Genomic DNA, 20,244 nt, shown 5'->3' on the forward strand with positions numbered 1-20,244 from the left:
TGCGCAGATCCAGCGAGGACAGGTTGTGAGCGAGAAAACGGTGCATGCGACGGTGGACGATGTGGCGGCGCTTGCGGGCGTGTCCACCGCGACCGTCTCGCGCTGCCTGAACGCCCCCGACCGCGTGGTGCCGGCGACGCGGGAAAAGGTCATGGAGGCGATTCGCGCCCTGAACTATTCCCCGAATTTCGGCGCCCGTGCCTTGGCGTCGCGGCGGACGGGCATTATCGGCGCAGTGATCCCGACGCTGGAGAACGCGGTCTTCGCGCATGGGATCGACGCCTTCGAACGCTCGCTTTCGCCGGGAAAGTTCGCGCTGCTTGTCGCCTCTTGCGGCTATGACCCGGAACGCGAAAAGCAGCAGATCGAGGCCCTGGTCGCGCGGGGAGCGGATGGTTTGCTGCTGGTCGGTTTCGATCGCGATCCCGCGATCTATGAATGGCTGGCCATTCGCAAGGTGCCTTACGTGCTGGCCTGGGCCTGCGGCGATTCGCACCCTTACGCGGGCTTCGACAACGTGGCAGGCATGGCTGCGATGGTGCGCATGGTTCTGGACCTGGGCCACAGGAACGTCGCGATGATCTCGGGGCTGACCCAGGGCAACGACCGGGCCAGGGGACGACTGGAGGGCGCCCGCGACCTGCTGGCGGGCGAGGGGCTTGCCTTCCGCGGAGTGGCCGAGGTGCCATACGGCCTGGAAAGCGGGGCAAGGGCCTTTGCGGAACTGATGGCGGATCGCAGCATCACCGCCGTTATCTGCGGCAACGATGTGCTTGCCGCCGGCGCCCTGCGCGCTGCGCATCGCATGGGGTTGCGCGTGCCCAGGGACGTGACGATCACCGGCTTTGACGATATCGACATCGCCTCGATCACATTCCCCGAACTGACGACCGTGCGGGTTCCGCATACCCGCATGGGCGAGCAGGCGGCCGCCCTGCTGCAGCAGCTTATCGAGGGCAAGCGCGGCGAAAGCGTGCTTTTGCCGACCGAGATCGTTGCGCGGGGAACCCATGCGCCGCCGGCGGCGCGAAGGCGATTCGCCAAGGCGTAATGCCCCGCCACGAAAACCCCGCGCTGGGCCGACCCAAGGCATGGCCGGATGCAACATGCTTATAAAAAACGATAAAATATTGGATCGCCTTGATCTCTTCTGGATCTCGCGCGTCTTTTGACGCGGCCGGATTGGAAAAAGATTGACTGTCCCAAGCATCTATGTAACCGCTTACATAGCTAAGGGAGGACGAGGATGTCACGCAAGGCAGTGGTGGGTGGCGCGACCATATTCGCGGCTCTTGCCCTTTGGTATGTTGCGACTTCGGTGACGCAGATGATCTCACCGGGCCGGTTTCCCTCGCCGGCGGACACCTGGGCGGCTTTCGGCCAGATCACCGGCGTCGGCTATGCCAATGGGGTGCTGATCGACCATGTCCTGCGCTCGGTCACGCTGGTCACGCTGGGCTTTCTGGTCGCGATCTGCACCGGGGTTCCCCTGGGCCTGTGGATGGGCTGGAGCCGCAAGGCCGAGGCGCTGATCAACCCGGTCTTCCTGATCATCCGCCCGATCCCGCCGCTGGCCTGGATCCCGCTGGCCATCCTGTGGCTGGGGCTGGGTGACATGGCCAAGATCCTGGTGATCTGGTTCGCCGCCTTCGTGCCCTCGGTCATCAACGCCTATGCGGGCGTGCGCAACCTCGACAAGACCCTGATCGAGGCGGCGCAGATGCTGGGCACGCCCTTCCTGACCTTCGTGCGCGAGATCCTGTTGCCGGGCGCCAGTCCGATGATCTTTACCGGGTTGCGGCTGTCCCTGCAGGCGTCCTGGACCACGCTGGTCGCGGCCGAGCTGGTCGGCGCGATGACCGGGCTGGGCCGGGTGCTGAACGCGGCGCAGCAGGATCTTTACCCCGGAATGATCCTGGTCGGGATGATCGTGGTGACGCTTTGCGGCTGGCTGATGACCGCGGCCCTGGGCGTCGCGGAGCGTCGCGCGCTTTCGTGGAATACCGCCTCGCAGGCAGGGGAATGAGGGACATGCGGATCTTCGACACCAACAACACCGTGGTTCTGGGGCTGATCGGATTCGGCGGCTTCCTGGCGGTCTGGACATTGCTCAGCCTTTCGGGGCTTATCCCCAGCCTGTTCCTGCCGTCGCCCGCCGCCGTGGTCGAGCGTTTCGTCTATCTGCTGAACCACAGGTTCGCCGGCGGCACCCTGGTCGACCATCTGGGGGCCAGCATGCTGCGCTTTGCGGGCGGCTTCGGCCTGGCGGTTCTGGTCGGCATCCCGCTGGGCCTGCTCATGGGTTGGTTCCGGCTGCTCGACGACATCGTGACGCCGCTGTTCGATGCGGTCCGCTTCATCGCGCCGATCGCCTGGGTGCCCTTTGCCGCGCTGTGGTTCGGCACCGGCATCGGCGGGCCGATCATGATCATCTTTGCCGGCGCCTTCCCGCCCTGCCTGATCAACGCCTATCGCGGCGCGAAATTCGCCGACCCCCGCCTGATCGAGGCGGCGCGCATGCTGGGCACCCCGGACCGGCGGATGATCACCGAGATCCTGCTGCCCTCGGCCGTGCCCTCGATCATCGCCGGGCTGCGCATCTCGGCCGGGCTGGGCTGGCAGTCGCTGGTGGGGGCCGAGCTGATCGTCGCCTCGACCGGGATCGGCTACATGATGGTGCAGGGGCAGGGGAACGTTTCGACCACCACGGTCATGGCCGGGATGATCGGCATCGGCATCATCGGGCTTGTCATCGACGTCGTCCTGCGCCGGGTCGAGGAAGCGATCCTGCGCCGCCGTGGTCTCTCAGCATAATTCGAAAGGAATGGACGAATGGGAGCGATCCGCTTCGACAATGTCGGCCGCATCTATGGCAACAAGCAGGATGGTTTCGAGGCGCTGAAGGGCGTCGAGCTGGAAATCGCCGACAAGGAATTCATGGCGGTGGTCGGCCCTTCGGGCTGCGGCAAGACGACCTGCCTGCGCTTTGTCGCCGGGTTCGACCGTCCGACCTCGGGCATGGTCAGCGTGGACGGGGTCAAGGTGACGAAGCCCGGCCCCGACCGCGCCGTGGTGTTCCAGCAATTCGCGCTGATGCCCTGGAAGACGGTGCGCGAGAACATCGAGCTGGGCCTGCGCAATAAGGGCGTGCCCAGGGCCGAGCGCAGGGAACGCATCGACCGCATCCTGGCGCTGATGAACCTGACCGGCTATGCCGATGCCTTCCCCCACCAACTGTCGGGGGGCATGCAGCAGCGCGTCTCGATCGCGCGGGCCTATGTGCTGGACCCCGAGGTTCTGCTGATGGATGAACCCTTCGGCGCGCTCGACGCCCAGACCCGCGTCGTCATGCAGGAGGAGCTGGTGCGCTTGGCGCGGCGCAACCCGCGCACGGTCATGTTCATCACCCATGCCGTCGAGGAGGCCGTGTATCTGGCCGACCGCGTGGCGATCATGGCCCGCCAGCCGGGACGGGTGAAGGAAATCATCGACATCCGCTCGATCCGCGAGGCCGAGCGCTGGGACGACCACGAAAAGATCGAGGACGTGATGGACCTGGAAAGCTTCGTCCATCTGCGCACCCAGATATGGCGCAGCCTGCGCCAGGAAAAGGCGATGGAAATCGCCTGAGCAAAAGACGATCCGCAACCGAATTCAATTCCTGGGAGGAAAAACATGAGAACCGGCATTTGCGCGGGCGTTGCCCTTGGCATGGCGATGGCAGGCGGGGCGGCCAGCGCCGAAGCGATCCGCGTCAGCTATCAGCCATCGCTTTATTGGGCGCTGCCCTTCCATGTGGCGAGCGAGAAGGGCTGGTGGACCGAGGTTGAGCTGGAGCCCGAATTCGTCACCTTCCCGGCGGGCGCGCCGCAGATCGCCGCCGCGCAGGCGAAGGACTGGGATGTCGGCGGCACCGGCTCGGTCCCCGCGATCCTGGGGGCCTCCCGCTTCGGGCTGAAGACCATCGGCCTGACCAACGACGAATCGCGCACCAACGCGATCATGACCGCCAAGGCCGACATCGAGGCGGTGAAGGCCGATCCCGGTGTGATCAAAAGCCTGCTGGTCACGACCAATTCGACCGCAGATTTTACCGCCCGCGCCTGCCTTGAGAAATGGGGTATCGATCCGGCCTCGGTCGAATTCGTGAATTTGGCCCAAGCGCAGATCATCTCGGCCGTGATCAGCGGCAACGGCCGCTTTGCCGGGGTTTGGGCGCCGAACACCTATACGCTGCAGGAACGTGCGGAATACGACTATCTGTGTTCCGGCGCCGATGCCGACGCCATCGTTCCCGGCGCGCTGGTCGTGCGCGAGGATTTCGCTTCGCAAAACCCCGAGGCGGTTCAGAAATTCCTGGCCGTCTATCTGAAGAGCATTCGCTGGATCAAGGCCAACCCGGAAGAGGCCAGGGAGATGCTGGTCGATTTCTATTCGGAGGGCGGGGTCGAGATCTCGGACGCCGGCGCGAAGGCCGAATTCGAACTGCGCCCGACGTTCACCCTGGACGAACAGCTTGCGCTTATGGCGCGGGAAGGCGGCGCATCGGAGGTCGATGGCTGGATGACGCGCATCGGCGAGTTCATGACGAGTGTCGGCACCATCCCGCAGGCGCCCGAGGCCGAAGGCTATATCGACCCCAGCTATCTGCAGGGCGTAAAGGAAAACACGGCGCTGGCCGAATTCGTCGACGCCGATTGAGGGACGCTTCCCCCGAAGCGCAAATGGCCGGGCGATGTCCCGGCCATTTTTCGTCCCGTGCCCGCCTCAGGTCAGCGACACCTGATAGGCCAGGCTATCGGTCCGGCACAGGCTGCGCCTCCGCTCGACCGGATGTCCCATGATGTCGAAGGCCACGCGGTCCACGCAGAGCAGCGGCGTCCCGGTGCCGACATTCAGGGCTGCGGCGGACTCGCCATCGGCCAGGACCGCGGAAATCGATTCGTCAGCGCGCAGGATGATGCAGCCGTAGTTCTGCTGATACAGTACATAGAGCGTGTTCGGCAGCGGTGCGCGCTGGTCGAGGCCGACAAAGCGGCTTGCCGAAACTACCGCCGTTTCCAACACGCTGGGCACGCCTTTGAGGCTGCGCACGCGACGGATCTCATAGACGTTCTTCGGCTCGCCATCCAACCCCTTGCGCTCAGCCGCCAAGGCGCGGCGGTTCGTCACCACTTCGCTGACCAGTTCGGGGCGGATCATCTGCCCGTCCGGCTGCCGCAAGCGAAAAAAATTGAACAACGAACTGTCCGGTGTCCGGGCCGTGACGAAGGTGCCACGCCCCTGTTCGCGCCGGACGATGCCATGCTGCTCCAGCATCATCAGCGACTTGCGCGCGGTTCCCTGCGACACGCCCGTCTCGGCGGCGATCTGCATCTCGCTTGGCAGCATCGAGCCCGGCAACAACTCGCCAGACGAGATCTGCGCCACGATTCTGTCGATCACTTTCTGGTAGAGGGGTGCGGCCATGTCCGGGTCCTTCAGGTTTGCCCACACCTATCATGCGGGCTGCGTGTCGCACAAGAAATCATGAAATAAGTCTTGTATAAGATGTCATGTATATGATAACTGTTGCCTCGTAGATTCATGCTGCTATCCAGAGGAGGGGCACTTGAGGAATATTCCACAACTTCTTGTCCACGATCATGCGGACAACGTTGGTGTCGTCGTGGTCGAGGATCTGAAGGCGGGCACCGAGATGCTGTGCGTCGTGACGTCCGACAACTCGGACTTTCGCCTGACCGCCAAGGCCGACATTCCTATCGGCCACAAGGTGGCGCTGAAGGCGCTGAAGGCCGGCGATACGGTCATCAAGTATCACGAGGACATCGGCAAGATGGTCGGCGATGCCGAGGTTGGCGGCCACGTCCATACCCACAACTGCAAAACGAAACGGTGGTAAGTCATGGCTCTTGATTTCAGCAATGCGACCGTCAAGGCATGGCGTCGCGAGAATGGCCGCGTCGGCGTGCGCAACCACGTCCTGATCCTGCCGGTCGACGATATCTCGAACGCGGCCTGCGAGGCGGTGGCCAACAACGTCAAGGGCACGCTGGCCATCCCGCACGCCTATGGCCGCCTGCAATTCGGCGAGGATCTGGAGCTGCACTTCCGCACCATCATCGGGACCGGCGCGAACCCCAACGTCGCCGCGGTGGTGGTGATCGGGATCGAGCCGGAATGGACGCAGGTGATCGTCGACGGCATCGCCAAGACCGGCAAGCCCGTCACCGGCTTCTCGATCGAGCAGAAGGGCGACTTCGAAACCATCCGCCAGGCAGGCTGGAAGGCCAAGGAATATGTCCACTGGGCGTCCGAACTGCAAAAGGAAGACTGCCCGATCTCGGACCTGTGGATCTCGACCAAATGCGGCGAAAGCGACACGACCACCGGCCTGTCCTCCTGCCCGACGGTCGGCAACATGTATGACAAGCTCTTGCCGCAGGGCATCTATGGCTGCTTCGGCGAGACCTCGGAAATCACCGGGGCCGAGCATATCTGCGAAAAGCGCGCCGCCAATCCCGAAGCGGCCGCCAAGTTCAAGAAGATCTGGCAGGCCTACTCGGACGACGTGATCTTCGCCCACCAGACCGACGACCTTTCTGACAGCCAGCCGACCAAGGGCAACATTCTTGGCGGCCTGACCACCATCGAGGAAAAGGCGCTCGGGAACCTGGAAAAGATCGGGCGCACCTCGACTTATATCGACGCCATGGGGCCTGCCGAAACGCCGTCCAAGGGGCCGGGCCTCTATTTCATGGACAGCTCTTCCGCGGCGGCCGAATGCGTCACGCTGATGGCGGCGGGCGGCTATGTCATCCACACCTTCCCCACCGGGCAGGGCAACGTGGTCGGCAACCCCATCGTTCCGGTCATCAAGATCTCGGGCAACCCGCGCACCCTGCGCACCATGTCCGAACATATCGACGTGGACGTGACCGGCGTGCTGACGCGCGAGATGACCATCGACCAGGCTGGCGACGCGCTGATCGAAATGATCATCCGCACGGCGAATGGCCGCATGACGGCTGCCGAGGCCCTGGGTCATCGCGAATTCTCGATGACCAAGCTCTATCGCAGCGCCTGAGCGATCATTGACGAACGCCAGCCCTGCCGTGGCGGGACTGGCGGATGCCCTTGGCTCCATCGTTCTCTTCCTGCCGCTTCGTGCGGCCAAAAGGCGGCGGCACATGCCGTTAGTGACGGACGCGCCGTAGGACATTGCGTCCGGCGGTTACTCCTCATTTGATGCTCGGATCCAATCCAAATGGTAGAATCAGCAAACGAAGCGCGATCATCAGGACGCGCGGGACGGTGGAAGCAGACCGGGGCAAAGCTGTTTCCCGGCATTGCCGTCTCGCTGCTCGTGGCGGTCACGGCGCAGTTCCTGTCCGACCATTACGGCGCCCCTGCCATGCTGCTGGCCTTGCTGATGGGGCTGGCACTGAATTTCCTGGCCGAGGAAGGCACGCGCACCAAGTCGGGGATCGAATATTCGGCCCGCACGGTATTGCGGCTGGGTGTCGCACTGCTCGGGGCGCGCATTTCGGTCGACATGCTGACGGAACTCGGCGGCGTGATGATCCTGCTGGTCATCGGCGGCGTGGTCGCGACGATCCTGTTCGGAATGGTGGCGGCCAGGTTCTTCGGCAGGGGTTGGCGCATGGCACTGCTTTCCGGCGGCGCAGTGGCGATCTGTGGCGCTTCCGCCGCCATGGCCATTGCGGCGGTCCTGCCGAAAACCGACAAATCCGAACGCAATCTGGCCTTTACCGTGATGGCTGTGACGGTGCTGTCTACCATCGCCATGATCGCCTATCCGCCGCTGTCGTCCTGGTTCGGCTTCACGCCGTTGGAATCGGGTGTCTTTCTCGGCGGGACGATTCACGATGTTGCGCAGGTGGTCGGGGCAGGCTTCTCGGTCAGCCCCGAGGTCGGCGAGACGGCGACCGTGGTCAAGCTCATCCGGGTCTCGATGCTGGCGCCCGTGGTGCTGGTTTTTTCCCTGGCGATCCGCGCCGGCAGGCTGGATGCCGATGCGCCGGGCGGCACCAGGCCGCCCCTGCTGCCGTCCTTCGTCATCTGGTTTCTGGTGCTGGCCGGGCTGAACTCCTTCGGGTTCATCCCCGTATCGGTCTCCTACCTGGCCGAGCAACTCAGCCGCTGGGCCTTGCTGGCGGCGATCGCTGCCGTGGGGATCAAGACGTCGCTGGTGCGCATGATGGAGGTCGGCGGCACCGCAATCGGCCTCGTCGTGGTCGAGACCATTTTCCTGGCCGGTTTCGTTCTGGCCGGCGTCCACCTGATTGGCTGAAGGCATCGCTGATGCGGATGATGTTCCGAAAGATTCTTATTGCGAACCGTGGTGAGATAGCGATCCGCGTGATGCGGGCTGCGAACGAGTTGGGCAAGAAGACGGTCGCGGTCTATGCCGAGGAAGACAAGCTGAGCCTGCACCGCTTCAAGGCGGACGAGGCCTACCGCATCGGCGGCGGCCTGGGGCCGGTGGCGGCCTATCTCAGCATCGCCGAGATCATCCGCGTCGCGAAGGAATCCGGCGCCGATGCGATCCATCCGGGCTATGGGCTGCTCAGCGAGAACCCCGATTTCGTCGATGCCTGCACCGCGGCGGGGATCGCCTTCATCGGGCCTTCCTCGGACACCATGCGCGCGCTCGGCGACAAGGCCAGCGCCCGGCGCGTCGCCATCGCGGCCGGGGTGCCGGTGATCCCGGCGACCGCGGTGCTGGGCGAGGATTTCGACGCGATCAGGCGCGAGGCGGCCGGGATCGGCTATCCCTTGATGCTCAAGGCCAGCTGGGGCGGCGGCGGGCGCGGCATGCGCCCGATCATGACCCCCGAGGAGCTGCCCGAGAAGGTGCGCGAGGGACGGCGCGAGGCCGAGGCCGCCTTCGGCAACGGCGAGGGCTACCTGGAAAAGATGATCCTGCGCGCCCGCCATGTCGAGGTGCAGCTCTTGGGCGACGGCCATGGCGGGCTCTACCATCTCTATGAGCGCGACTGCACCGTGCAGCGGCGCAACCAGAAGGTGGTCGAGCGCGCCCCGGCGCCCTACCTGACCGAGGCACAGCGCCAGGAAGTCTGCGGCCTGGCGCTGAAGATCGGCCGCGCCGTCGGCTACCAGAACGCCGGCACCGTCGAGTTCCTGATGGATATGGACAGCCAGGCCTTCTACTTCATCGAGGTGAACCCGCGCGTCCAGGTCGAGCATACCGTGACCGAGGAGGTCACCGGCATCGACATCGTGCAGTCCCAGATCCTGGTCGCCGAGGGCGCGACGCTGGCCCAGGCCACCGGCGTCACCCGGCAGGAGGACGTGCACCTGAACGGCCACGCCCTGCAATGCCGGGTCACGACCGAGGATCCGCTGAACAGCTTCATCCCCGACTACGGCCGCATCACCGCCTATCGCTCGGCCACCGGCAACGGCATTCGCCTGGACGGCGGCACCGCCTATTCCGGCGGCGTCATCACCCGCTATTACGACAGCCTGCTGGTCAAGGTCACGGCCCATGCCCAGACCCCGGAAAAGGCCATCGCGCGCATGGACCGGGCCCTGCGCGAGTTCCGGGTGCGCGGCGTGGCGACGAACATCGAATTCGTCATCAACCTCTTGAAGCACCCGACCTTCCTCGACGACACCTATACCACCAAGTTCATCGACACCACGCCGGACCTGTTCGCGTTCCGCAAGCGCCGCGACCGGGCGACGAAGCTCTTGGTCTACCTGGCCGACATCACCGTGAACGGCCATCCCGAGACCGCCGGCCGCCCCCGCCCGCCGGCCGAGGCCCGCATCCCGGTGCCGCCCCGGCCGCAGGCCGATCCGGCGGCCGAGCCCGCCCCCGGCACCCGCCAGCTGCTGGAGCAAAAGGGCGCCAAGGCCGTCGCCGACTGGATGCTGGGCGAGAGGCGGCTCTTGATCACCGACACCTCGATGCGCGACGGGCACCAGAGCTTGCTCGCCACGCGCATGCGCTCGATCGACATGATCCGGGTGGCGCCCTCTTACGCCGCGAACCTGCCCGGCCTGTTCTCGGTCGAATGCTGGGGCGGGGCGACCTTCGACGTCGCCTATCGCTTCCTGCAGGAATGCCCCTGGCAGCGGCTGCGCGACATCCGCGCCCGCATGCCCAACCTGATGACGCAGATGCTGCTGCGGGCCAGCAACGGCGTCGGCTACACCAACTATCCCGACAACGTGGTGCAAAGCTTCGTCGCCCAGGCGGCCAGGACCGGGGTCGACGTGTTCCGGGTCTTCGACAGCCTGAACTGGACCCCGAACATGCGCGTCGCCATGGATGCGGTGATCGAGAGCGGCAAGATCTGCGAGGGCACGATCTGCTATACCGGCGACCTGCTCGATCCCGCGCGCGCGAAATACGACCTGCAATATTACCTCAGGATGGCGCGCGAGCTCAGCGATGCCGGCGCGCATATCCTTGGCCTCAAGGACATGGCCGGCCTCTTGAAGCCCGCCTCGGCCGCCATCCTGATCCGCGCGCTGAAGCAAGAGATCGGCCTGCCGGTGCATTTCCACACCCATGACACCGGCGGGCTCAGCGGCGCCTCGATCCTGGCCGCGGCCGAGGCCGGGGTGGATGCGGTGGATTGCGCCATGGATGCGCTCTCGGGCAATACCTCGCAGCCCTGCCTGGGCTCGGTGGTCGAGGCGCTGCGCCACACCGACCGCGACACCGGGCTGGACATCGAGGCGATCCGCCGGATCTCCAACTACTGGGAGGCGGTGCGCGAGCATTACGCCGCCTTCGAGAGCGGCTTGCAGGCCCCGGCCTCGGAGGTCTGGCTGCACGAGATGCCCGGCGGCCAGTTTACCAATCTCAAGGCGCAGGCGCGCTCGCTCGGGCTCGAGGAGCGCTGGCACGAGGTCGCCCAGGCCTATGCCGAGGTGAACCGGATGTTCGGCGACATCGTCAAGGTCACGCCCAGTTCCAAGGTGGTGGGCGACATGGCGCTGGTGATGGTGGCGCAGGGGCTTTCGCGGGCGCAGGTCGAGGACCCGGCGGTCGAGGTCGCCTTCCCCGATTCGGTCGTCGACATGATGCGCGGCAACCTGGGCCAGCCCCCCGGCGGCTGGCCCGAGGCCTTGCAAAGGAAGGTGCTGAAGGGCGAGGCGCCGCTGACCGCCCGCCCCGGCGCGGCGATGCCGCCGGTCGACATCGCGGCCGCCCGCGCCGAGTTGGTCCGCCAGCTGGAAGGCAAGGCGGTCGACGACGAGGACCTGAACGGCTACCTGATGTATCCCAAGGTGTTTTTGGACTACATGGGCCGGCACCGGCAATACGGCCCGGTGCGGGTTCTGCCGACGCGGGCCTTCTTCTACGGCATGGAGCCGGGCGAGGAGATCGAGGCCGAGATCGACCCCGGCAAGACGCTGGAGATCCGGCTGCAGACCGTGGGCGAGACCGACGAGAAGGGCGAGGTCAAGGTCTTCTTCGAGCTGAACGGCCAGCCGCGGGTGATCCGGGTGCCGAACCGGCTGGTGAAGGCGCAGACCGCCGCCCGTCCCAAGGCCGATCCGACGAACGAGGGCCATCTCGGCGCCCCCATGCCCGGCGTCGTCGCCTCGGTCGCCGTCGCCCAGGGGCAGAAGGTCAACCCCGGCGACCTGCTGCTGACCATCGAGGCCATGAAGATGGAAACCGCCATCCACGCCGACAGAGCCGGCCTGATCAAGACCCTCCACGTCAGACCGGGCGAACAGATCGACGCAAAAGACCTCATGATAGAGATGGAGCCTGCATCGATTGATGCGGTCACGGAAATTTCCAGGAAGGTTTCCGAACCAGCGGCAAGAGGCAACGATATCAGGGCAAAGATTGCTGCGCTCGATCAGGTCTGACCAATCAGGATTTCTTCATCGGGTAGATGCAAGGGGCAATACGCAAGCCAGTAGGGAGGTGGCCTGGTGAAGATCGGCGGATTGAAGGAGATTTTTGAGGGGGAGGCTCGGGTCGCCATCACTCCGTCCTCTGCGGGGCATCTGCGCAAGCTGGGGCATGACGTGCATGTCGAGACGGGCGCGGGGGTTCGTGCGGGGTTTTCGGATGCGGCCTACGAGGCGGCGGGCGTCACCGTGCATCCCAATGCCGCGGCGCTGGTCGGGGCGGTGGAGGTGGTGGTCAAGGTCCGGCCGCCGAGCGAGGCCGAGCTGCGGCAGATGCGGCGCGGGCAGACCCTGATCTCGCATTTCTACCCGGCGCAGAACCCGGACCTCCTGGAGCTGGCGCGCGAACAGGGCGTCACCGCCATCGCCATGGACATGGTGCCGCGCATCAGCCGCGCGCAGAAGATGGACGCGCTGTCCTCGATGGCCAATATCGCCGGCTACCGGGCGGTGATCGAGGCGGCGAACAACTTCGGCCGCTTCTTCACCGGCCAGGTGACGGCGGCGGGCAAGGTGCCGCCGGCCAAGGTGCTGGTGGTGGGCGCCGGCGTCGCCGGGCTTGCCGCCATCGGCGCGGCGGTCAGCCTGGGCGCGCAGGTCCATGCCTTCGACGTGCGCCCCGAGGTGGCCGAGCAGATCGAATCGATGGGCGCGGAATTCGTCTACCTGGACTTCCAGGACCAGGTGCAGGACGGGGCCGCGACCGGCGGCTATGCCGCGCCCTCGAGCCCCGAGTTCCGGGAAAAGCAGCTCGAGAAGTTCCGCGAACTGGCGCCCGGGATGGACATCGTCATCACCACGGCGCTGATCCCCGGCCGCGATGCGCCCAAGCTCTGGACCCGCGACATGGTCGCGGCGATGAAGACCGGCTCGGTCATCGTCGACCTGGCGGCCGAGCGCGGCGGCAATTGCGAGCTGACCGTGCCGGACGAGCGCATCGTCACGGAAAACGGCGTGGTCATCATCGGCTATACCGACTTCCCGTCGAGGATGGGCGCGCAAGCCTCGGAGCTTTATGGCAACAACATCCGCCACATGCTCTCGGACCTGACGCCGGGCAAGGACGGCGTCATCGTGCAGAACATGGAGGACGACGTGATCCGCGGCGCCACCGTCGCCCATGACGGCGACGTGACCTGGCCGCCGCCGCCGCCCAGGGTCGCGGCCATCGCCGCCCAGAAGCCGCGCGAGAAGCCCAGGGAGCCGACCCCCGAGGAACGGCGCGCGCAGGAGATCGCCGCCTTCCGCGCCCAGACCCGCAGCCAGGTCACGCTGCTCGGCGCGGGCGCGGCGGCGATGCTGCTGGTGGGGCTGTTCGCGCCCGCGAGCTTCCTGTCGCATTTCATCGTCTTCGTGCTGGCGGTCTTCGTCGGCTTCCAGGTGATCTGGAACGTCAGCCATTCGCTGCACACGCCCCTGATGGCGATCACCAACGCGATCTCGTCGATCATCATCGTCGGCGCGCTTCTGCAGATCGGCTCGGGCGGCTGGCTGGTGGTGGTGCTGGCGGCGCTGTCGGTGCTGATGGCGGGCGTCAACATCTTCGGCGGCTTCCTGGTCACGCGCCGGATGCTCGCCATGTTCCAGAAGTCGTAAGGGGAGAGGGCGCATGGAATACGGATTCACCACCGCCGCCTATGTGGTCGCGGCCGTGCTGTTCATCCTGTCCCTGGGCGGGCTTTCGGGCCAGGAAAGCGCCAAGCGCGCGGTCTGGTACGGCATCGCGGCCATGGCGCTGGCGGTGGTCGCGACGCTGATCGGGCCGGGCTACGGCAACTGGGGGCTGACGCTGGTCATGCTGGCCATCGGCGGCGCCATCGGCTGGGTCGTGGCCAAGCGGGTGCAGATGACCGAGATGCCGCAGCTGGTCGCGGCCATGCACAGCCTGGTCGGCCTGGCGGCGGTGCTGATCGGCTTCAACGCCCAGTTCGAGCTCTCGCGGGTGCTGCGCGCCCGCGCCGCCGACGCGGCGGCCGAGTTCCACGGCTTCGCCGCGGTGCTGGCGCACAAGACCCCGGCCGAGATCGCCATGCTCAAGGTCGAGGTGGCGCTGGGGATCTTCATCGGCGCGGTGACCTTCACCGGCTCGATCGTGGCCTTCGGCAAGCTCGCCGGCAAGATCGACGGCAAGCCCAGGAAGCTGCCGGGCGGGCACATGCTGAACGCGGGGGCGGCGGCGCTGTCGCTCTTGTCGGTGATCCTTTACTGCACCGCCGGGGCGCCGGTGCTGTGGCTGGTGCTGATCACGCTGCTGGCCTTCTTCATCGGCTATCACCTGATCATGGGCATCGGCGGCGCCGACATGCCGGTGGTGGTGTCGATGCTGAACAGCTATTCCGGCTGGGCGGCGGCGGCGATCGGCTTCACCCTGGGCAACGACCTCCTGATCGTGGTGGGCGCGCTGGTCGGCTCGTCCGGTGCGATCCTGAGCTACATCATGTGCAAGGCGATGAACCGCAACTTCGTCAGCGTGATCCTGGGCGGCTTCGGCGGCGAGGCGGGCCCGGCGATGGAGATCGAGGGCGAGCAGGTGGCGATCGACGCCGACGGCGTGGCGGCGGCGCTGAACGAGGCGGACGAGATCGTCATCGTGCCGGGCTACGGCATGGCGGTGGCGCAGGCGCAGCAATCGGTCAGCGAGCTGACGCGCAAGCTGCGGGCGCGCGGCAAGAATGTGCGCTTTGCCATCCACCCGGTGGCGGGGCGTCTGCCGGGGCACATGAACGTGCTTCTGGCCGAGGCCAAGGTGCCCTACGACATCGTGCTGGAGATGGACGAGATCAACGAGGATTTCCCCTCGACCGACGTGGCGATCGTGATCGGCTCGAACGACATCGTGAACCCGGCGGCGCAGGAGGACCCGAACTCGCCGATCGCGGGCATGCCGGTGCTGGAGGTGTGGAAGGCCAAGCAGGTGTTCGTCTCCAAGCGCGGCCAGGGCACCGGCTATTCGGGCATCGAGAACCCGCTGTTCTACAAGGAAAACACCCGCATGTTCTATGGCGACGCCAAGAAGTCCATCGACCAGCTCCTCCCCATGATCGAGTGAGCGGGCGATCTCGCTGTTGGTGGCGGCGATGCAGCTCGATGCCCTCAGGTGTCTCCGATATATGCCAACAAACACAACGAGTTGCTGTTGTTATAGCTTTGCCGGTGGGCAATGCTTTCCCGAAATGAAGTTGCAAGGCGCGTCCTGGAGGAGGGCCTTGCGGACAGCCGGTTGCGCGCAAAGCGCACCAAGCCACGGAGGAAACCCATGTCCGATAGAACCGATTCCACCTCGATCCCGCAGGATGCCGAGGCCCCGAGCGGATCGCGGCGACGCTTTCTGAAAACGACGGGGCTGTCCGCGCTTGGCGCCATGCTGGGCATGGCCGTCCCGTTCGAGCGCAACCTGCCCGCCGGCTTCGTGCCCGCCGCCCTGGCCCAGGATACCGGCCTGGACCTGATGGCCGGCAAGCAGGGGCTCATCGTGCTGGGCGACCGGCCGCTGAACGCCGAGACCCCGGCGCATCTGCTGGACGACGACGTCACCCCCTATGAGCGGCTGTTCATCCGCATGAACGGGCTGGTTCCGCAGACGGCGCTGGACCAGGACGCCGAGGGCTGGGTGCTGACCGTGGACGGCGAGGTCGAGACCCCGCTGGAACTGACCATCGACGATCTGAAGTCGCGCTTCGAGACCGTCACCCGCCGGCTGGTGATCGAATGCGGCGGCAACGGCCGGGCCTTCTTCCAGCCCGGAACCTCGGGCAACCAATGGACCGTCGGCGCGGTCGGCTGCCCGGAATGGACCGGGGTGCGGCTGGCCGACGTGCTGAAAGAGGCCGGCGTCAAGGAAAGCGCCGTCTATACCGGGCATTACGGCAACGACGTGCATCTGAGCGGCGACGAGGAGAAGGAGGTGATCTCGCGCGGGGTGCCGATCGAAAAGGCGCTGGAGGAGGACGCGGTCATCGCCTGGGCGATGAACGGCGAACCCTTGCCGGCGCTGCACGGCTTTCCGCTGCGCCTGGTGGTGCCGGGCTATCCGGCCTCGGCCTCGCAGAAATACCTCGACCGCATCTGGATCCGCGACAGGGAACATGACGGCGCCAAGATGACCGGCGATTCCTATCGCATCCCGGCCTATCCGGTCGCCCCCGGCACCGAGGTGCCCGAGGAGGACATGGTGGTGCTGACCGAGATGCCGGTGAAGTCCATCGTCACCTTCCCGCAGACCGGCGCCGAGGTGAAGGCGGGCGAGGCGGTCGAGGTCCGCGGCCATGCCTGGTGCGGCAAGGGCGACGTGGCCGCGGTGCATGTCTCGCTGGATTTCGGCCAGACCTGGCAGGAGGCCGGGCTGGAGCCGGCGCCGAACCGCTTTGCCTGGCAGCGCTGGCGCGCGACGCTGACCCTGCCGCAGCATGGCTATTACGAGGTCTGGGCGCGGGCCACCGACCAGGACGGCATCGGCCAGCCGCCGCTGTCGCCGGTCTGGAACCCGCGCGGCTATGCCAACAACATCCAGCACCGCATCGCGCTGGTCGCGGTCGGGTGAGGGGTGATCGCGATGCGCATTATTCTGACGACCGTGGCTGCGACCCTGGCCGTGCTGGTGCTTGGCGCCGGGCAGGCCGTGGCCGAGGCCAGGCTTGACCCGATGCAGGCGCTGGCGGGCCGGCCCGCCGGCGCGAACCCGCTCGACCCGATGACGGCGATCCGTGCCAAGGCGGATGCGGGCGAGGCGCGGGCGGGGAACGAGGAATTCGGCGGCCTGCCCGACGGCGCGGGCGCCGAGGAGACCTATTACCAATGCGTCGCCTGCCATTCGACCGAGATCATCAAGCAGCAGCGCGTCACCGACCATCGCTGGGACGAGCTGTGGCGCTGGATGGTCGAGGCGCAGGGCATGGTCGAGCCCGAGCCGGAAACCAAGGCGCTGATCCTGGCCTATCTCAAGGCAAACTTCTCATCCGAGCGGTAAGGGCTACGGCGCTTTCTCCACCTCCTTCGCAACCTCCTGCCTGAGCTGCGGCCCCTGCACCAGTCGGCGCCCGAGCGTGGTGACGAAAGCGTCGTAGCGCTTGGCGGCGCTGGCGCGGGCGGCCTGCTGGGCGGGCTCGGGCAGGGGCGGGCTGGTGGTGAGCCAGAAGCGCACGAAGACCGCGAGCGTCTCGACGGCGATGCCGAGATCGCGCTCCAGTCGGGTCAGGCGCCGGTCCATCTGGTCAAGACGCCGGAGCAGCGCCGCCTCCTGCCGTTTCGCCGCGTCGGGGGACAGGAAGGAGGCGATCCCGGCCTCGGCGATCAGCGACAGGGACTGGTTGCGCCGCGCGGCATGGGCGGCCAGCGCCTGCATGATCTCCGGGTCGAGATAGACCGAGAGGCGCTTCTTGCGGGGTGATTTCGCCATGACGTCCTCCTAGAGTTCGATCCCGTCGCCTTTGTCCATGGAGGCCTGTCGGGCGACGCTCAGCATCCTGCGGGTCATGCAGCTGGTGCGGGCGATGTCCTTATCCGTGTCCTCGGCGGGCTCGCCGAAATCGAATTCGTTCTCGATCGGCTGCTGGCGCTCGACGGTCTGGCTCGTTGGGGGTTCAGCCTATGCCGCGGTCTGCCGATGCAGCCAGCGGCGCTTTTCGATGGTCCTGGTGTTGATCTCCTTTCGCCGTTTGAGAAGGGTTTCGGGAACACCCATCTGCTCGTCCAGCCCGTCTTGGTGGCCGACGGCTACGTGGAAATTCTTATAATAGGCGAAGACGTGGCGGGAATCCAAAGGCGGTCAGGTTGGCGATCCCGGCCGGTCAGGAGGGGCGGCTGATGGCCTGAACCGAGCCAAGCGCATGCATCGGCTTGATCAACGAGCAGGTATGCGCTCGTCGCCCCACAGCTCTTTTCGCGCGATGACCTTCTGGCGAAAATCGGCCTCTGCCTGCGGGTCCAGCTTTTCGTCGGTATAGGTCTCGAAATAGGTGGCGACATAGGACAGCCGGACCGACAGGGGCTCTCGCACGTTCAGCGCGTAATATCCCATCTGCGTATAATAGAAGTTGCGCGCCCGGATGATCGCCTGGCGTTCGGCAAAGCCATGGGCCGCGAACATGGCGATCAGCGCGTCCATCCGCTGCTGGTCCGATTGCGCGATGACCGCCTGAAGCGCGGCATCGCCCCGCGCCCAGTCGCGCACGGCGAAGTCGAGCCGCGGATCGAACAGTTCGGGATCCAACCAGCAGATGAACAGGGCCAGGATGCGGTCCTGAAGCGTGCCCGGCGCAGTCGCGGCCTGAATGACGCTGGCCGTGTTGGACTGCTGCCACACGTCCAGCATGGCCTCCAGCAATTCGTTGCGGTCGGCAAAGTGCCAGTAGAAGCTGCCGCGCGTCACCCCCAGCAGATCCGCAAGCCGGGTGATCCTGACCGCGTCGATGCCGTTCTGGATCAGCATTTCTAGGGCTTTTTCCAGCCAGTCCGCGCGTGTCAGCCGGGGCTGGGCATGATCCTCCTCGGCTTCCTTGCTGACACGCTCTATCAGCTGGCGCTTTTTCATTGACTGCTCCATACACGTCTGTATCTTCCAATACACCACTGTATGGCGTTGGACGATTCCTTTCTGCACCAGAACAGATGGCATGACCGTGGGGAAGAGAAAGATGACGAATGCCGACAAGGCGCCGGCGCGCCTGAACCGCTTTTCCGACCTGCATTTCCAGCCGCGTTTCGCCTATCCCGCGATGGCCGAGGTCGCGGAGGTCGCCGGCCTTGCGGATCGCAGCGAGCTTGCGGGCGGCTTCGCGAGGTTCCGGGATGCGGACATTCCCTGGCAGGTCAAATACGACGAGCTGATCCTGGTCATCTCGGGGACATTCGCGGTCGAAACGCCGCAAGGCCGGCTGGAAGCCGGGCCCATGGACACGATCTGGCTGCCCGCCGGCACCGAGGTGCGCTATGTCTCGGAGGATGCGCTGGTGTTCTACAGCCTCCAGCCTGCAAGCTGGGCCACGGAGGCGGCTGCATGACGCGGATCTCGCTGCTTCCCAAGGACGACCGCACCAATGGCTGGTCCGCGCTTTTGCCGCCGCGCCAACCCAGGCCGTCGCTGTCCAAAGACATCACCGCCGATGTCGTGGTGATCGGCGCGGGCTATGCCGGGCTGGGTGCGGCGCGCCGTCTGGCCGAGTTGCGCCCCCATGCGAAGATCGTGGTGTTCGACGCGCAGCAACTGGGCGAAGGGGCCTCCGGCCGCAATTCGGGCTTTGCCATCGACCTGCCGCATAATGTCGGCTCGTCGCTCGAGGAACTGGCCAAGGGCCGGGCCTATCTGCGCCTTGCCCGCGCGGGGATCGCCTCGCTGCGCGAAAGCGTGCAGCGCCACGGCATCGACTGCGACTGGAGCGAGGACGGCAAATACCATACCGCCAGTTCGGAGCGCGGCGCCGAGCAGATCCTGCGGCCCACGGTCGAGGAGTTGAAGCGGCTGGGCGAGCCTTACGAATGGCTGGATGCCGGGAAAACCGCCCGGCGCCTGGGCACGCGGCACTTCGCGGCCTCGGTCTATACCCCCGGCACGGTGCTTCTGAACCCGGCGGCACTGAACCGGGGGCTGGGCGACACCCTGCCGGAAAACGTCACGCTTTACGAGAATTGCCCGGTGCTGGAGGCGGATTTCGGCCCGACGATCATGCTTCGGACCGCGCATGGCTCGGTCCGGGCGCCCAAGGCCATCCTGGCGGTGAACGGCCTGGCCATGCGCTTCGGCTTCTGGAGGGGCAGGCTGCTGAACTTTGCGGCGCATGCGAGCCTCTCGCGTCGTTTGACGCAAGCCGAGCAGGCGGCCTTCGGCAATATCGCACCCTGGGGCTCGACACCGGCCAATGCCTTTGCCGGTATCACCATGCGCTATACCAACGATCGCTGCATCCTGATCCGGCAGAACATCCATTTCTGCCCCGGCCTGCGCCAGTCCGACGAACGCCGGCAAAAGATCCGGGCCGAGCACCAGCGCCTGTTTGACGAACGCTTCCCGATGCTGCGGGGCGTCACCATGGAGCATACCTGGACCGGCTATATCTGCCTGTCGCGCAACGGCGCGCCGGGCTTCGGGCAGGTCGCCCCGAACGTCTGGAGCGCAGTCTGCCAGAACGCCGTCGGCGTCGCCAAGGGCACGATCAGCGGCCGGCTGGCCGCGGCCATGGCGCTTGGCGAGGACGATCCGCTGATCTCGGACATGATCGGCCTTGGCGCGCCGTCGCCGGTGCCGCCGCGGCCTTTCCTGGACATCGGCGTGAGGGCGCGCTTTGCCTATGAGATTTTCAAGAACCGACACGAGGCCTGAAG

General features: G+C 66.0%; 18 protein-coding genes. 15 read left to right on the forward strand and 3 right to left on the reverse strand.

Features of this window, described 5'->3' with window-relative positions:
• The first annotated feature begins 25 nt into the window (after positions 1 to 25).
• The 5 genes from E3U26_RS14775 to E3U26_RS14795 all read left to right on the forward strand — a co-directional run bounded on the left by E3U26_RS14775 (position 26) and on the right by E3U26_RS14795 (position 4,701).
• Complete coding sequence (locus E3U26_RS14775; protein WP_114536173.1) at positions 26 to 1,051, forward strand: LacI family DNA-binding transcriptional regulator; 1,026 nt, start codon at positions 26 to 28, stop codon at positions 1,049 to 1,051.
• Positions 1,052 to 1,246: 195 nt separating this feature from the next.
• Positions 1,247 to 2,026 carry an ABC transporter permease gene (locus E3U26_RS14780; RefSeq protein WP_036759434.1) on the forward strand — a complete coding sequence of 260 codons (780 nt, stop codon included), beginning with the start codon at positions 1,247 to 1,249 and terminating at the stop codon, positions 2,024 to 2,026.
• 5 nt (positions 2,027 to 2,031) lie between these two features.
• Complete coding sequence (locus tag E3U26_RS14785) at positions 2,032 to 2,814, forward strand: ABC transporter permease (protein ID WP_036759445.1); 783 nt, start codon at positions 2,032 to 2,034, stop codon at positions 2,812 to 2,814.
• An 18-nt stretch (positions 2,815 to 2,832) separates the two neighbouring features.
• Positions 2,833 to 3,630 (forward strand): ABC transporter ATP-binding protein, encoded by a 798-nt coding sequence (locus tag E3U26_RS14790; protein ID WP_036759435.1) that lies wholly within the window; start codon positions 2,833 to 2,835, stop codon positions 3,628 to 3,630.
• Between the two features lie 45 nt (positions 3,631 to 3,675).
• Positions 3,676 to 4,701: a type 2 periplasmic-binding domain-containing protein gene (locus tag E3U26_RS14795; protein WP_499106312.1), complete on the forward strand. Its 1,026-nt coding sequence runs from the start codon at positions 3,676 to 3,678 to the stop codon at positions 4,699 to 4,701.
• A gap of 66 nt (positions 4,702 to 4,767) precedes the next feature.
• Here E3U26_RS14795 and E3U26_RS14800 read toward each other — a convergent pair whose 3' ends face one another.
• Positions 4,768 to 5,469, reverse strand: coding sequence for a GntR family transcriptional regulator (locus E3U26_RS14800; protein WP_052096201.1), 702 nt, complete (start codon positions 5,467 to 5,469; stop codon positions 4,768 to 4,770).
• A 142-nt stretch (positions 5,470 to 5,611) separates the two neighbouring features.
• On the opposite strand from E3U26_RS14800, the gene E3U26_RS14805 reads away from it, so the two are divergent.
• From E3U26_RS14805 to E3U26_RS14840, 8 genes are all read left to right on the forward strand, one after another.
• Entirely contained in the window at positions 5,612 to 5,902 is a 291-nt protein-coding gene (locus tag E3U26_RS14805) for a UxaA family hydrolase (protein ID WP_036759437.1), read from the forward strand.
• Between the two features lie 3 nt (positions 5,903 to 5,905).
• Entirely contained in the window at positions 5,906 to 7,087 is a 1,182-nt protein-coding gene (locus tag E3U26_RS14810; protein WP_036759439.1) for a UxaA family hydrolase, read from the forward strand.
• Positions 7,088 to 7,267: 180 nt separating this feature from the next.
• Complete coding sequence (locus E3U26_RS14815; RefSeq protein ID WP_114536170.1) at positions 7,268 to 8,314, forward strand: YeiH family protein; 1,047 nt, start codon at positions 7,268 to 7,270, stop codon at positions 8,312 to 8,314.
• Positions 8,315 to 8,334: 20 nt separating this feature from the next.
• Entirely contained in the window at positions 8,335 to 11,883 is a 3,549-nt protein-coding gene (locus E3U26_RS14820) for a pyruvate carboxylase (RefSeq protein WP_499106313.1), read from the forward strand.
• Between the two features lie 66 nt (positions 11,884 to 11,949).
• Positions 11,950 to 13,524 (forward strand): NAD(P) transhydrogenase subunit alpha, encoded by a 1,575-nt coding sequence (locus E3U26_RS14825; protein WP_499106314.1) that lies wholly within the window; start codon positions 11,950 to 11,952, stop codon positions 13,522 to 13,524.
• Positions 13,525 to 13,537: 13 nt separating this feature from the next.
• Positions 13,538 to 14,977 (forward strand): NAD(P)(+) transhydrogenase (Re/Si-specific) subunit beta, encoded by a 1,440-nt coding sequence (locus tag E3U26_RS14830; protein ID WP_116220911.1) that lies wholly within the window; start codon positions 13,538 to 13,540, stop codon positions 14,975 to 14,977.
• A gap of 207 nt (positions 14,978 to 15,184) precedes the next feature.
• Positions 15,185 to 16,468: a sulfite oxidase gene (locus E3U26_RS14835; RefSeq protein ID WP_499106316.1), complete on the forward strand. Its 1,284-nt coding sequence runs from the start codon at positions 15,185 to 15,187 to the stop codon at positions 16,466 to 16,468.
• Between the two features lie 12 nt (positions 16,469 to 16,480).
• Complete coding sequence (locus E3U26_RS14840) at positions 16,481 to 16,894, forward strand: hypothetical protein (RefSeq protein ID WP_036760758.1); 414 nt, start codon at positions 16,481 to 16,483, stop codon at positions 16,892 to 16,894.
• A 3-nt stretch (positions 16,895 to 16,897) separates the two neighbouring features.
• Here the strand turns inward: E3U26_RS14840 and E3U26_RS14845 are convergent, their stop codons facing one another.
• Both E3U26_RS14845 and E3U26_RS14850 read right to left on the reverse strand, forming a co-directional pair.
• Complete coding sequence (locus E3U26_RS14845) at positions 16,898 to 17,323, reverse strand: CopG family transcriptional regulator (protein ID WP_499106317.1); 426 nt, start codon at positions 17,321 to 17,323, stop codon at positions 16,898 to 16,900.
• Between the two features lie 444 nt (positions 17,324 to 17,767).
• Positions 17,768 to 18,457, reverse strand: coding sequence for a TetR/AcrR family transcriptional regulator (locus E3U26_RS14850; RefSeq protein WP_052096343.1), 690 nt, complete (start codon positions 18,455 to 18,457; stop codon positions 17,768 to 17,770).
• 103 nt (positions 18,458 to 18,560) lie between these two features.
• On the opposite strand from E3U26_RS14850, the gene E3U26_RS14855 reads away from it, so the two are divergent.
• Together E3U26_RS14855 and E3U26_RS14860 are read left to right on the forward strand one after the other, a co-directional pair.
• Positions 18,561 to 18,926, forward strand: coding sequence for a cupin domain-containing protein (locus tag E3U26_RS14855; RefSeq protein WP_499106318.1), 366 nt, complete (start codon positions 18,561 to 18,563; stop codon positions 18,924 to 18,926).
• Positions 18,923 to 20,242 carry an NAD(P)/FAD-dependent oxidoreductase gene (locus E3U26_RS14860; protein WP_499106319.1) on the forward strand — a complete coding sequence of 440 codons (1,320 nt, stop codon included), beginning with the start codon at positions 18,923 to 18,925 and terminating at the stop codon, positions 20,240 to 20,242. Before E3U26_RS14855 ends, E3U26_RS14860 begins: the two co-directional genes overlap by 4 nt.
• The last annotated feature ends 2 nt before the right edge of the window (positions 20,243 to 20,244 follow it).

The sequence above is a fragment of the Paracoccus ferrooxidans genome (genome assembly GCF_029909815.1).
GTDB classification, from domain to species: Bacteria; Pseudomonadota; Alphaproteobacteria; order Rhodobacterales; family Rhodobacteraceae; genus Paracoccus; species Paracoccus versutus.